Source organism: Pseudomonas sp. Pso3, assembly GCF_055393275.1.
The window spans coordinates 2,119,806-2,133,980 of record NZ_AP043687.1 but is presented as its reverse complement, the minus strand read 5'-3'; the positions used below and the strand labels follow the sequence as shown (position 1 = coordinate 2,133,980).

Below are 14,175 nucleotides of genomic sequence, written 5' to 3'. Positions count from 1 at the left end.
GGGGTGACGTTATGCTGGTAGGGATCCGGCGCCACCCGCTCCTGTGGCCGCCCCTCGCCCCGATGCCCCCGCCCGGGCACCGCCAAGGACTCTCCCATGACCAGACTCCAGTCCCCATCGGAGGCTGTCGCGCTTCCCCCGCTCATCGTGATCGGCGCCTCCGCCGGCGGCATCACCGCGCTGCAGCAGCTGTTCGAGGCCATCGGCACCCAGTTGCCCTTCGCCTTCGTCGTGCTGCAGCATCTACCGCCCAGCAGCTCCAGTGGTCTGCGCAGCCTCCTGCAAAACTGGTCAGCGATGCCGGTCGAGACGGCCGCGAGTGACACCCACCCCAAGCCCGGCACTGTCCATCTGCCCTCGCCCGCCGCCATCCTGACCCTGGAAGACCAGCGTTTTCACACGCGCCCAGCCGAAGGTGGGCAGCGACGGCCGGAAACCGACGCCATCGATGCCTTCCTGGAGAGCCTTTCGCCGCAGGCGGCCGCCCGTACCGTCACGGTGATCCTGTCCGGCAGTGGCATGGACGGCACCGCCGGGGCTATCCACATCCGCCAGTGCGGGGGCACGGTCATCGTCCAGGATCCGCTGACGGCCGCCCATCAGGGCATGCCCAACGCCATCGCCCAGCGCGGTCTGCATCATCTGGCCCTGCCCATCGCCGCTATCGCGCGCTATCTGATCGGCTGCGCCGCGCCGGAGTACCGCTGGCCGGAGCCCACGACCCAGCCGACCCCCCTGGCAACGACCCTGGAGCAGATCCTGGAACTGATCCGCCGCCAGGCGGCGTTCGACTTCAGCGGCTACAAGACGTCCCCCCTGCTCTGGCGCATCCAGCAGCGCATGGATGTACGCCGGGTCTGGGCCTTCGGCGACTATGCCGCGCTGCTGGAGGACGACCCCGCCGAGCTGGTGGCCCTGGTCAAGGGCATCCCTATCCATGTCACCGAATTCTTTCGCGATCCGGACGCCTGGGACGTACTCGGCGAAGAGGTGCTGCTGCCGCTGCTGAAGCGTCCGGCGACCGAGCCCCTGCGCATCTGGATCCCCGCCTGCTCCACGGGGCAGGAAGCCTATTCGATGGCGATGTTGCTCGACGAACTGCGTACCGCCCATGGCTGCACCACCGGAGCGCAGCTGTTCGCCACCGAGCCAGCCCCGGAGATGCTGGCCCAGGCCAGCCGTGGCGCCTATCGCGGCAGAGAGCTGGCGACGCTGTCACCCGCACGTCTGGAAAGATTCTTCTATGCCGTCGATGGGGCCTATCGGGTTCGGCGCTCCTTGCGCGAGCGCATGGTCTTCGCGGTCCAGGACCTGCTGCTCGATCCGCCGTTCGCCGCGATGGATCTGATCAGCTGTCGGAATCTGCTGATCTACCTCGAACCCGAGACCATCGACTTCGTGCTGCAGCTATTGCACGGCGCGCTACGGCCTGGCGGCTATCTGCTGCTGGGCAAGAGCGAGGCCTATCCCCTGCATCGCTTCGGCTTCGAACCCGTGGCCCTGCGCTGGAATATCCATCGCAAGGCAGGGCCCTTGCCAGGCCCGCCGCCCACCCTGCCCCGGCGACGATCCGGCCGGACAGCGCGCGCCCTCGAAGCCGAGCGCACCGCCCTCGAACATTTCGAGCTGCCCTCGGTGCTGATCGACGTCGAGGGGCAGGTGCTGCGCCTGTACGGCAACACCGAGGCCTTTCTCGGCCTGCCGGTCGGTGAACCGAGCTACCGACTGCTCGATCTGGTGCCCCGCCCCTGGGTCGCCACCCTGCGCCATCACCTCACCGGCGCCCTGCACGGTGGCGAGCCAACGCTGGTCGCGGGCTTGCCGGATCGCTTCGACGCCACCTTGAGCGTCACCTTGCGCATCACGCCCCTGGATGGTCCGGGTCAACAGGATCAGGTGTTGGTGTCCTTCATCCGTCAGTCAGGGAGCGCGGGGACACCCGCGTCTCCAGACGTTTTCGATGACACTCGGGTGGTAGAGGAAGCGGACTGGCGTGAAGCGATCCGCCTTTCGCAGGAAGAGCTCGAAGCCTCGCGCGAGGAGCTGCAGGCACTCACCGAAGAACTCAAGGCCTTGAACAACGAACTCAAGGACACCAACGACCAGCTGCAACTGAGCAACGAGGACCTGAACCGGGCGAACGACTCGCTGCAGGACCATATCGGGCAGTTGCAGATGCAGCGGCGGGTCCTGTCCTCCGGCGCCGTGATGACCCTCTGCCTGGATGCCGAGCTGAAGATCCTCTGGTTCACCCCGGCCATGACCGACCTGCTGCCGCTGCAACAGGCCGATACCGGGCGGCATGTGCGGGATCTGGTACCCAAGTTCCAGGATCCCCAGCTGTTCGAGGACATTCGGCAGGTGTTGCAGGATGGCGAGCCCCGCACGGCGGTGGTGCAGTCCCGGGACAGCCGCTGGTTTTTGCGGCGAATCTACCCGGATACGGGCAATCCGCGAGCCGTCGCCGGTGTCGCCGTCACCTTCGCCGATATCACCCTGCGCACCCAGGCGGAGCTGGCACTGCGTGAACGCGAACGCCAGCTGAAACGCAGTCAGCAATGGCTTACCGCGCAGAAGGACGCCTTCCAGTCCGCCATGAGGGGAGAAGGCCTACGCCGGTCGCTGGGCATTCTGATCCAGGCCCTGATCGCCGAAGCGGGTGATCAGCGCCGGTGCGCCTTCTTTCTCTCCAAGAGCACGGGTCTGAGCCATGTGGTGGGTATGACGGAGCGCTACGCCCGGGACGTGGAGGGTTGCCCGATCTCCCTTGATTCGCTGGCCTGCGGGCTGGCCATCGCGCTGGGTGAGCCGGTCATCACCCGCGATGTGCTGGAGGAGCCGCTCTGGGAATCCCGGGCGTGGATGGCACGTCAATACGACTTCCGTGGCTGCTGGTCCTTTCCGGTCAAGACTGCGGACGGTGAGAGCCTCGGTTCCCTGGCGATGTATTTCCAACACCCCCGACTGCCGGATGCGATGGATCTCGAACTGGCCGCGGCCTTCACCCACACCGCGGCGATCATCATCTGGCGGCACCTGCAACCGGATGGCGAGGCCGTGACCAGCGGCATCGACACCGGGCTGGCAGAGCCCTGATACCGCCCACTCAGGTGGTGGCGCCCAGTTGCCAGGGGACGAATTCGTTCTGCCCGTAGCCGTGCAACTCGCTGCGGCTGCGCTCCCCCGAAGCCAGCGCCAGCAGGCGCTCGAAGATGAAGGCGCCCCGCTCTTCCAGGGTGGTGCTGCCGTCCACCAGGCCCCCGCAATCCACGTCCATGTCGTCGCGCTGGCTCTCCCACAGCCGGGTGTTGGTGGCGATCTTCAGCGACGGCGTCGGTGCGCAGCCATAGGCCGAACCCCGGCCAGTGGTGAAGGCGATCAGGTTGGCGCCCCCCGCCACCTGGCCGGTGGCCGAGACCGGGTCGTAGCCGGGGGTGTCCATGAACACCAGGCCCGGGGTGCGCACCGGCTCGGCGTAGCCATAGACCGCCATCAGATCGGTGGAACCGGCCTTGATCACCGCGCCCAGGGATTTTTCCAGGATGGTGGTCAGGCCGCCGGCCTTGTTGCCCGCCGAGGGGTTGTTGTCCAGGCTGGCGCCGAAGCGGGCGCAATAGTCTTCCCACCAGCGGATGCGTTCCACCAGGCGCTCGCCCACCGCCGGGCTGGCGGCGCGGCGGGTGAGCAGGTGTTCGGCGCCGTAGATTTCCGGCGTCTCCGAGAGGATGGCGGTGCCCCCGGCGGCCACCAGCAGGTCCACCGCCCGGCCCAGGGCCGGATTGGCGCTGATGCCGGAATAGCCGTCCGAGCCGCCGCATTGCAGGCCGAGGACCAGATGCCGCGCACTGACCGGTTCGCGCTGCACCGCATTGGCCGCGGGCAGCAACGCCTCGACCGCGGCGATGCCACGGGCCACGGTGGCGGTGGTGCCGCCGCTGTCCTGGATATTGAGGGTCTGCAGTCCCGCATGCTCGGCGAGGCCCTGGTCGGCCAGCAGTGAGGGGATCTGGTTGGCTTCGCAGCCGAGGCCGATGAACAGCACGGCGGCGAAGTTGGGGTGGGCCGCATAGCCGCCCAGGGTGCGGCGCAGCACCGCCATGCCCTCGCCCTGGGTGTCGATGCCGCAGCCGACGCCGTGGGTCAGGGCGACCACGCCGTCGACGTTGGGATAGGGCGCCAGCGCCGCGGGATGGACGTCGCGGCGGAAATGGTCGGCCACCGCCCGGGCCACCGTGGCCGAGCAATTCACCGAGGTGAGGATGCCGATGTAATTGCGGGTCGCCACCCGGCCATCCGGGCGGACGATGCCGAGAAAGCTGCGCTCGATGGGCGCCGGTGTCCCGCGGGCCTCGATGCCGAAGGCGTGTTCGCGGGCGAAGTCGCCCATGGCCAGGTTGTGTACGTGCACATGGCTGCCGGCGGCGATGGCCTCGCGGGCGAAGCCAATGATCTGGCCATAGCGGCGTACCGGCGCACCTGCGGCGATGGCGCGCACGGCGACCTTGTGCCCGGCGGGCACCGGCTCGCGGACCTGCACGCCCTCCTCCGGCAATTCCAGACCGGGTACCAGCGCCTGGCGGGCGATGAGCACATCGTCTTGCGGATGCAGACGCAGGGTGGCGCGGGCAGCGGCCGCGGCGCCGCTGCGGGTGATCAATTCCATAGGAGTCTCCACGTCAGCCTTCGAATTTGGTCCGGATCACGCCTGAGGGGTGCCTGATAGGTGCAGATCCGCATCAACCGCCCTCCTCTTCCAGTTGCCGCACGGCCTGTTCCACGCCGCGCAATTCCGCCAGCCCCTTGAGCCGGCCGATCAGCGAATAGCCCGGATTGGTCCGCCGCCCCTGGTCATCCAGCAGCTGATGACCATGGTCCGGCCTCATGGGCAGGCGCGCTCCGCCGTCGCGTGCGCGGCGACGCTCCTCGCGCACCAGTTCGCGGATCACCCCGACCATGTCGACGTCGCCATCCAGATGATGGGCCTCGTGGAAGCTGCGCGGATCCGCCTCGCGCCGGGTCGCCCGCAGGTGGACGAAATGGATGCGCGGCGCGAACTGGCGGGCCATGGCCACCAGGTCGTTGTCGGCGCGCACGCCATAGGAGCCGGTGCAGAAGGTGAGGCCGTTGGCCGGGCTCGGCACAGCATCCAGCAGCCACTGGGCATCGGCGGCGGTGGAGACCACCCGGGGCAGACCCAGCAGCGGTCGCGGCGGATCGTCCGGATGCACCCCCAGGCGGATGCCCACTTCTTCCGCCACAGGCACCACCGCCTGGAGAAAGGTCGCCAGGTGCTCGCGCAGCCGCGCGGCGTCGATGCCGGCATAGGTGGCCAGCAGGGCGCGCAGGTCGGCCACCGTATAGCCCTCCTCGGCGCCCGGTAAACCGGCGATGAGGGTGCGCACCAGTTCGTCGCGACCGGCGTCGTCGAGCCCGGCGTGATAGCGGCGCGCCCGTTCGATCTCCGCGGTGCTGTACTCGGCCTCGGCGCCGTCACGCTGCAGGATGCAGAGATCGAAGGCGGCGAAGGCGTCCTGATCGAATCTCAGCGCCCAGCCGCCGTCGGGCAACCGATGGGCCAGCTGGGTGCGGGTCCAGTCGAGCACCGGCATGAAGTTGTAGCAGACCACGTCGATGCCGCACTGGGCGAGGTTGCGCAGACTCTGGCAGTAGTTCTCCAGATAGCGTTCGCGACCCGGCAGGCCGCGCTTGATGTCTTCGTGGACCGGGATGCTCTCCACCACCGACCAGGACAGCCCCGCCGCCTCGATCAGCGCCTTGCGCTCAGCGATGGCGGCCACCGGCCAGACCTCGCCATTGGCGATCTCGTGCAGCGCCGTGACGATGCCGGTGGCCCCGGTCTGGCGGATGTCGGCGAGAGAGATGGGATCGCGCGGGCCGAACCAGCGCCAGGTGTGTTCCATGTCAGACTCCTTGCTCGGTCAGATCGGCGATGGCCGCTTCGATACCCGCCGCGGCGATGCGCGCGTGGGCCCGTTGCACCGCGGCGCGAAAGACGGGGTGCGCGGCCAGGTCAGGGGGAAAGACCTCGGCCAGCGCCAGCACGGCGTCCACCCGCGCCGCGCCCGTAGGCAAGGCGGCCAGGGTCGCGCGCAGGGGATCGTCCAGCGCCTCGCCCTCGCCTTCACCATAGTGGATCCAGGCCGCCACGCCGAGGGCGGTGCAGGCCGGATCACCGCCCTGCTCCAGCAGCTGCCGGGCGCCCAGCAGCCAGCGTTGCGGCAGCTTCTGCGAGCCGTCCATGGCGATCTGCCGCAGGCGGTGCTGCAGGGCATCGTTGCGGAAGCGCGCGACCAGCGCCTGGGCATAGCCCGGCAGATCCACGCCTTCCGGCATGTCCAGGGTCGGCGCCGCCTCGCGACTCATATAGCGGTGCACCAGGGCCGCCAGGCGTTCATCGGCCATGGCCTCGGCCACGGTGCCGTGACCGGCCAGGCTGCCGACATAGGCCAGCAGCGAATGGCTGCCATTGAGCAGGCGCAGCTTCATGGTCTCGAAGGGGCGGACGTCCGCCACCATCTGCACCCCTTCCCGTTCCCAGTCCGGGCGCCCTTGCGGAAAGCGGTCCTCGACCACCCACTGGCTGAAGGCCTCGCCGACCACGGCGGCCGGGTCATCGCAGCCGAGATCGCGCAGCCGCGCGAAGGCGGCTTCGTCCATGGCCGGAACGATGCGATCCACCATGCTGCAGGGAAAGGCCACCTCGGTAGCGATCCAGGCCGCCAGCCCGGCGTCCTGGGCCTCGGCAAGGGATACCACCGCCTGGCGGGTCCGCTGGCCGTTGTCCGGCATGTTGTCGCAGCAGAGGACGGTGAAGGGCGCGATGCCGGCCGCCCGGCGCCGGCGCAGGCCTTCCACCAGCAGCCCCGGCGCGGTGCGCGGCGCCCGCGGTTCGGTTAGGTCGTGGACGATGCCGGGATCGTCGCGGCGCAGCGCGCCGCTGGCCGGACTCAGGCAATAGCCCTTTTCCGTCACCGTCAGAGTGACGATGCGCACCCCGGGATCGGCCAGCCGGGCCAGCAGGGCCTCGCGCCCGGCCCCGCCGTCGCCAGCGTAGAGCACCTCGCGCAGGACGCCGATCTCGCGCAGCACCCCTTCGCGCCGGTTGCGGTATTCGGCCACGTGATAGCGACCCTGCTGGGCGCTGAGGGTCTCCACCAGCGCCCGCCCCGATCTGAGGTTGGCGCTGCACAGGCCCCAGGCGCCGCCGCCATGGCGGGCCAGGTTGCGCTCCAGGTAGACCGCCTGGTGGGCACGATGGAAGGCGCCTAGGCCCAGGTGGACGATGCCGATGGCGGGCGCCGGATAGCGCGAAGGAATACGTTCGAAATCGCTCATCGGGCGCCTCCAGTGGCCAGCTCGGCGGGTGCGTCCGCCGGCCGCTCGGCCAGCGGCTTGACGAAGCGCGCCACGCACAGCGAACCGATCACGGTCAGGGCGCCGGCTAGCAGGAAGGCGCTGGTGAAGGCCCCGGTGAATTGCACCAGGTAGCCGGTCACCGCCGGGCCGATGATGCCCGAGGTGTTGGCCAGGAAGTGCATGAAGCCGCTCACCCCGCCCACCCGCGCCGCCGGCACCGTGTCCTGGATGATCGCCCAGTAGATGGCGCCGGTCAGGTAGAGGAAGAACACCGAGAGCGCCACCAGAGCCACCGCGGCATAGAGGGTGCTGACCAGGCCGGCCACGGCGATGCACAGGGCGCAGGCCAGCAGGCAGGTCACCAGCACCACCTTGCGCGAGAACATCAACCGGCCGGTCTTGCGGAACACCCAGTCGGACAGATAGCCGCCCACCGCCAGGCCGATGAAGCCCAGCACCCAGGGGATCACCGTGGCGATGCTCATGTCCTTCACGTTGAGGCCATAGGCCTGGATCAGGTAGCTGGGAAACCAGGTGAGGAAAAAGAACAGGGTGTAGTTGTAGGCGAAGAACGCCAGGGCGGTGAAGAGCACCGTGGGCTGGCGCAGGTAGTACTTGAGCGGCCTGACCTCGGTGTCCACCACGGCCACGGCGCGCTCCTCGGCGGCGATGTCGGCGGCCAGCTGGCCGGTTGGCTTGTCCTTGATCCAGAGGTACCAGACCACCGCCCAGACGAAGCCGATCAGCATGATGACGACAAAGGACACCTTCCAGCCGTAGGCCACCGCGATCACGCCGACGATGGGGCCGGAGATGGCGCCGCCCAGGGGGGTGCCCGACATCGACAGGCCCAGGGTGCGGCCGCGGTTGTGCGGCGCGTACCAGTTGTTGACCATCTTGCTGGTGGAGACGCTCAGGGGCCCCTCGGCCATGCCGAACAGCACCCGGATCACGATCAGCGCGGCAAAGCCCGAGGCCAGCACCGTCAGGCCGCTGAACGCCGACCAGAGCACCATGGCCAGCAGCAGCGTGGTCTTGGCGCCATAGCGGTCGGCGGCCCAGCCACCGATGAAGTTGAACGCCGCATAGCCGACGAAGAAGGCGCTGAACAGCAACCCCATCTCGCCGGCGCTGAGCGCGAAGTCCTTCTGGATCAGCGGCGCCGCCACCGACAGCGCCGAGCGATCCAGATAGTTGACGACCCCCGCCAGGAACAGCATGACGAGTACCAGTCCACGACCTTGTCCAGCCATTTGTTACCTCCCGCTCATTGTCTTTATTCGGTAAGGCATCGCAGCGGCGCCCCTCGGGGAGCCCGTGTTGTCAGGCGTTGCCACCCCATTGCACCAGCACCTTGCGGGTCTGCTCGGGGTGCCTTTCGATCAGCTCGATGGCGCCCGGCATCTCCTGGCTGGCCACCTGGTGGCTGATCAGCGCCGTGGCATCCAGCCGGCCCGTCGCCAGCAGCTCGATGACCCGCGGAAAGCGGCCGTTGTTGAGCCGCGAGCCCACCAGCGTCAGTTCCTTCTTGATGATCTCCAGCTGCACCAGCTCGCTGGGCGTGGCGCTGAAGCCCAGCAGGCCGATGCGCCCGGCCGGCGACGCCAGCCGGACGATCTCCGGCAGCAAGGCCGGATGGCAGGCGGCGTCGACGATCAGCGGCAGGCCCTCGCCGCCGGTGGCTTCGCGCATGGCCGCCTCGACATTGGTCTCGCTACCATTGAGGGTGCGGGTCGCGCCCAGGGTCCGGGCGGTGGCCAGGCGATCGTCCAGCAAATCGGTCACCGTGATGTCGGCGATGCCCAGTGCCCTGGCCATCTGCACCAGGGTCAGGCCGATCACGCCGGCGCCGTAGATCAGCAGGCCATCGCCGGGCAGGAACTGCATCCGCTCCAGCACATTGAGGGCGATGCTGTAGGGCTCGACCAGGGCGGCCTGGGCCAGCGGCAGACCGGGCGGCAGGCGATGGGCGTTGGCGGCGGGTACGCAGACCTCTTCGCTGAAGCCGCCATCGCGGTGCACCCCCAGCACCTGCAGGCGACTGCAGACATTGGGCCGGCCGATGCGACAGGGATAGCAGCTGCCACAGGCGATCACCGGATCGACGCAGACCGGATCGCCCACCGCCAGGCCGCTCACGCCCGCGCCCACCTCGCGCACCACGCCGGCGAACTCGTGGCCGGTGACGCGGGGAAAGCGCACGAAGGCGTTCTGCCCATGGATGATGTGCATGTCCGAGCCGCAGATGCCGGCATAGGCCACTCCGACGCGGACCTCACCGGGCGCCAGCGTGGGTACCGCGACCTCTGCGATGCTGAATTCGTGGGGCGCTCTGACCTGAAAGGCTTTCATCCTGGACTCCTCCTTCACCAGTGCCACAGGGTGCCATCCACCAGCCGGTTCACCGGCAGGCTGGCGCGTTTGTACGGATAACGGGCGGCGAGGTCTTCATCGATGTCCACGCCGTGGCCGGGCACCTCGCCCGGGGTGAAATGGCCGTTGTCGAAGCGATAGGCATGGGGAAAGACCTCCTCGATGCGCGCCTCGTGGGGCATGTGCTCCTGGATGCCGAAGTTGGGCACCCAGCTGTCGAAGTGCAGCGCCGCGCCCATGCACACCGGCGACAGGTCGGTGGCGCCATGGAAGCCGGTGCGCACCTGGTAGAGCGCGGCCAGATCGGCGATGCGCCTCATGTGGGTGATGCCGCCGGCATGCACCAGGGTGGCGCGGATATAGTCGATCAGCTGCTCCTGGATCAGCTCGCGGCAGTCGTGGATGGAATTGAACACCTCGCCCACCGCCAGCGGCGTGGTGGTGTGCTGGCGGATCAGGCGGAAGGCCTCCTGGTTTTCCGCCGGGGTACAGTCCTCCAGCCAGAACAGGTTGTATTCCTCGACCCTCTTGCCCAGCCGTCCCGCCTCGATGGGCGTCAGCCGGTGATGCACGTCGTGCAGCAGGTGCAGGTCGTCGCCAAAGCGCTCGCGCACCGCGGCGAACAGCTTGGGTACGTGATTGAGGTACTTGGCGGTGTCCCAGACGTGCTCGGCCGGCAGGTCACTGTCGGCCGGCTCGTAGCGCTCGCCTTCGCGCTTGGCCACGCCGTAGGTGGTGGGAATGCCCGGCACCCCGCACTGCACCCGCACCGCGCGATAGCCCTGCTCCACATGGCGGGCCACCTCGTCCAGGCAGCTCTCGATGTCCTTGCCGGTGGCGTGGCCATAGACCATCACCCGCTCGCGGCTCTTGCCGCCGAGCAACTGGTACAGCGGCATACCGGCGGCCTTGGCCTTGAGATCCCAGAGCGCCACGTCCACCGCGGCTATGGCGGTCATGGTGACCGGTCCGCGCCGCCAGTAGGCGCCGCGATAGAGGTACTGCCAGATGTCTTCGATGCGGTGGGCGTCGCGACCGATCAGCGCCGGCAGCACGTGCTCTTCCAGGTAGGCCACCACCGCCAGTTCGCGGCCATTGAGGGTGGCGTCGCCGAGGCCATAGAGGCCTTCGTCGGTGACGATCTTGAGGGTGACCAGGTTGCGACCGGGACAGGTGACGATGACGCGGGCTTCGGTGATCTTCATGACTTCAGGCCTGGGCAGTGAGCGCGGGAATCAGGGGCGGCAGCGCCGGCATGGCGGCGCGCGGGATGAGCGCGCCGGGATGCTGGATGACCGTGGCGGCGAGGCGATGCCCCCAGGCGGCGGCCACCTCGGGCGCCCCGCCCTGGAGGCGGCAGGCCAGGTAGGCGGCGCTGAAGGAATCCCCGGCGGCGGTGGTGTCCACCACCCGGGCCACGGCTTCGCCGGCCACCTCCTGGCGCCCCTGGCGATGCTGCAGCAGGCAGCTGCGCGCGCCGCGCTTGAGCGCCACCTCGGCCACGCCCCACTCGGCGTACTGGGCAAGCAGCGCCGCCTCGTCGGCGAAGCCGAACAGCGCGGCGTCGTCCTCCCAGGTCACCAGCGCCAGGTCGGTGAGCTGCAGCAACCGGTGATAGGCCGTGCGCGCCGCCTGCAGATTCGGCCACAGCCGCGGCCGGTAGTTGTTGTCGAAGACGATGCGGGTGCCGGCGGCGCGCGCCTGGCGCAGGGCCTCCAGCAGCCGCTCGCGACCGGTATCGGTCAGCACCGCCAGGCTGATGCCGCTGAGATAGAGCAGCTGATACTCGGCCAGGGCCGCCAGCAGCGGCTGCGCCTCGGCGCCGTCGAAACACTCCCGCGCCGCCGCCTCGCCGCGCCAGTAGAGAAACCGCCGCTCGCCGTCGGCATCGGTCTGGATCAGATAGAGTCCCGGCAGACGCCCGGGCAATACCCGCACCCGCGCGTCACTCACCCCCTCCTCCCGCCAGCGTGCGCGCATGGCCTGGCTCAGGCTGTCGTCGCCCACCGCGGTAAGGTAATCCACCTGCACCGGGTCGTCGCCGAGCAGCCGCCGCAGATAGACCGCCGCATTCAGGGTATCGCCGCCAAAGGCCTGGCCCAGCTGGCCATCTTCCTGACTGCGCAACTCGACCATGCATTCGCCGATGAGGCCGATGCGGGTCAGGGGGGACGAAACGAGGGGTAGCGTCATGCAGACTCCTGAGGATGGTCCGGAACCCGGACGCGGCAGGCGGACACCGCCAGGCCGGTCACGCCGGGATCGAGGCGAAAGCTGCGCCCGGCCAGGGGTTGCGCCTGGCGGGCGGAATCATCGAGACCCACCCGGGCGGTGGTGATCAGCAACTGCTCCAGGCGCGCGCCATAGAAGGCGCAGGAGGTGACCCGCGCCACCGGCAGCTCCACCCAGGCGAGCAATACGCCCTCGGCGCTCCAGCGACTCAGGCGATAGCCGTCCCAGTGGGCGATCCACAGCGCGCCTTCGCTGTCCACGGCCAGGCCATCGGGCACGCCGGGCTGCTCGCCGAAGTCGATGAGGGTGCGCCCGCGACCGAGCTGGCCGCTGGCGAGATCGAAGTCGAAGGCCTGCACCCGGCGGGTGGGCGAATCTATGTAGTAGAAGGTCCGGTTGTCCGGGCTCCAGCCCAGGCCGTTGGACACGGTGATGCCGTCGAGCACCTGATGCAGTTGGCCATCCAGGTCCAGGCAATACAGCCGGCCACCGCCGGGCGCCTCGTCGAGCAGCGTGGTGCCCAGCCAGAAGCGGCCGAGCGCATCGCACTTGCCGTCATTGAAACGGTGCTGAGGCCCATGGACCGCCCGGGGCGGCTGCGCAACGGGCGTCGGCTGGGCGGCGCCGACGGCCAGGCGCCAGACGCCGTCGCTCAAGGCCAGCCAGGTGGAACCGTCGACATGGGGCACGGCGCAGCCCAGCGGTCGGCCGAACTCCAGCACCTCGACCGGAGCCGCCGGCTGCGGCGCGGCGCGCAACAGGCGACCGGCGAGGATATCCACCCACAGCAGGCGCTGCTGCCGGGCATCCCACACCGGGCCTTCGCCCAGTTCATCGCCATGATCGAACAGGCACTCAGGTGGCGCCATGCTGGGTCTCCTCCACGAAGCGCAGCGGTATCAGCACCAGCAGGCAGCTCAGGGCGAGCATGGCGTAGCTCCAGTGCCAGCCGAAATGCTCGATCACGTAGCCGGCCACCGGCCCCACCAGAAAGCCCGCCAGGCCCAGGCCCACGCCAATCAGCAGGCCCAGGCCGCTACCCGCCGCGCGGGGCGAGGAATCCACCGCCAGCGAATAGAGCACCACATAGGGCGAGTTGCGGAACAGGCCCCAGGCCAGCAGCAGGGTCCAGGCCATGGTGCGGCTGTCGATGAACATGCACAGCGCCACACAGATCGAGAAACCGACGGTCAGGATGCCCAGGGCGAACTTGCGGCCGCGGTGATCGCTCAGCGTCCCCCAGAAGATCTGCCCCGCCCAACCCACCAGCCCCGAGGCGCCGGAGATCACCGCGGCCTCGGCCAGGCTCAGCCCCAGCTGGCTGGTGAGCTGGTAGGTCAGAAAGGTGGCCACGCCCATCTCGGTCCAGAGAAACAGGAAGTTCATCACCAGGCAGAGGCGCACGTTGCGCTCGGCAAAGGCCTGACGCAGGTTGCTCAGCGGATTGCGCGAGACCGGCGCGGCGGTGTCGACCGGCACGGTCAGCCCCTCCTCGCGGATCCAGGCATAGACCTGTTCCTCGTTGCGGCGGCGGCCGAGGTAAAGCTGCAGCAGGATGATCGGCAGACCGATCAGGGGAATCCAGAGAAAGGTGGCGCGCCAGTCGCCATTGGCCAGGATCAGTCCCATCAGGACCGGGCCGACGAATTGCCCCAGGGGCATGCCGGTATGGTGGACGCCCAGGGCGAAGCCGCGATTTTCCTTTTGCCAGAATTCGCTGGCCACGGCGATGTTGACCGGCTCCATGGCGCCGGTGCCCAGGCCCATGGTGAATCTCAGCACCTGCAGGGCGCCCAGCGAGCGCGCGTACACGGTGGCGAAGGCCGAGCCTATGGTCAGGGCGCAGGCCCCCACCCAGCTCCAGGCACGGCGGTGGCCGGTGCCGACGCTGTCGGCCAGCACCCCTACCACCAGGGCGCCGACCAGGGTACCGACGAAACTCAGCGAACTGAGCCAGCCGCCCTGGGCGGCGTCCAGTCCGAATTCCTGCATGATCGCCGGCAGCACGGTCGGCAACAGCTGGCGATCCACCGAAATCATCAGCATCGCCAGGGTGGTGATGCCGAGCATCTGCCAGGACACCGGATGGGCGCGGGGCAGCCAGCGGGGAGTATGAGCGGCAGGCGCCAATGCGCCCGGGGCCTTGGTCATGGATTTCATCGTCGCGGGTTCCGTTGTTGTTTTTGTTCGCAC

The 14,175-nt window shown here is 68.8% G+C and carries 10 protein-coding genes; 1 reads left to right on the top strand and 9 read right to left on the bottom strand.

Annotated elements, in window-relative coordinates:
* The first annotated feature begins 96 nt into the window (after positions 1-96).
* Entirely contained in the window at positions 97-3,096 is a 3,000-nt protein-coding gene (locus ACZ5R1_RS09975) for a chemotaxis protein CheB (RefSeq protein ID WP_464713124.1), read from the top strand.
* A 10-nt stretch (positions 3,097-3,106) separates the two neighbouring features.
* Here the strand turns inward: ACZ5R1_RS09975 and ACZ5R1_RS09970 are convergent, their stop codons facing one another.
* The 9 genes from ACZ5R1_RS09970 to ACZ5R1_RS09930 form a co-directional block, all read right to left on the bottom strand.
* Positions 3,107-4,663: a UxaA family hydrolase gene (locus tag ACZ5R1_RS09970; RefSeq protein ID WP_464713123.1), complete on the bottom strand. Its 1,557-nt coding sequence runs from the start codon at positions 4,661-4,663 to the stop codon at positions 3,107-3,109.
* 73 nt (positions 4,664-4,736) lie between these two features.
* Positions 4,737-5,921: a mannonate dehydratase gene (uxuA, locus tag ACZ5R1_RS09965; RefSeq protein ID WP_197851849.1), complete on the bottom strand. Its 1,185-nt coding sequence runs from the start codon at positions 5,919-5,921 to the stop codon at positions 4,737-4,739.
* A 1-nt stretch (position 5,922) separates the two neighbouring features.
* A complete protein-coding gene (locus ACZ5R1_RS09960) occupies positions 5,923-7,356 on the bottom strand; it encodes a mannitol dehydrogenase family protein (RefSeq protein ID WP_027602063.1) in 1,434 nt (477 codons plus the stop codon).
* Complete coding sequence (locus ACZ5R1_RS09955; protein WP_044342545.1) at positions 7,353-8,630, bottom strand: MFS transporter; 1,278 nt, start codon at positions 8,628-8,630, stop codon at positions 7,353-7,355. The genes ACZ5R1_RS09960 and ACZ5R1_RS09955 overlap by 4 nt, the downstream gene beginning before the upstream one ends.
* A gap of 70 nt (positions 8,631-8,700) precedes the next feature.
* Positions 8,701-9,729 carry a Zn-dependent oxidoreductase gene (locus ACZ5R1_RS09950; RefSeq protein WP_464713122.1) on the bottom strand — a complete coding sequence of 343 codons (1,029 nt, stop codon included), beginning with the start codon at positions 9,727-9,729 and terminating at the stop codon, positions 8,701-8,703.
* A 14-nt stretch (positions 9,730-9,743) separates the two neighbouring features.
* Positions 9,744-10,955: a D-mannonate dehydratase ManD gene (gene manD / locus ACZ5R1_RS09945; RefSeq protein WP_464713121.1), complete on the bottom strand. Its 1,212-nt coding sequence runs from the start codon at positions 10,953-10,955 to the stop codon at positions 9,744-9,746.
* Between the two features lie 4 nt (positions 10,956-10,959).
* A complete protein-coding gene (locus tag ACZ5R1_RS09940) occupies positions 10,960-11,943 on the bottom strand; it encodes a sugar kinase (RefSeq protein WP_115945480.1) in 984 nt (327 codons plus the stop codon).
* Entirely contained in the window at positions 11,940-12,851 is a 912-nt protein-coding gene (locus ACZ5R1_RS09935) for an SMP-30/gluconolactonase/LRE family protein (RefSeq protein ID WP_464713120.1), read from the bottom strand. The genes ACZ5R1_RS09940 and ACZ5R1_RS09935 overlap by 4 nt, the downstream gene beginning before the upstream one ends.
* Positions 12,838-14,133, bottom strand: a complete 1,296-nt coding sequence (locus tag ACZ5R1_RS09930; protein ID WP_464713119.1) for an MFS transporter — start codon at positions 14,131-14,133, stop codon at positions 12,838-12,840. Before ACZ5R1_RS09930 ends, ACZ5R1_RS09935 begins: the two co-directional genes overlap by 14 nt.
* Between the last annotated feature and the right edge of the window lie 42 nt (positions 14,134-14,175).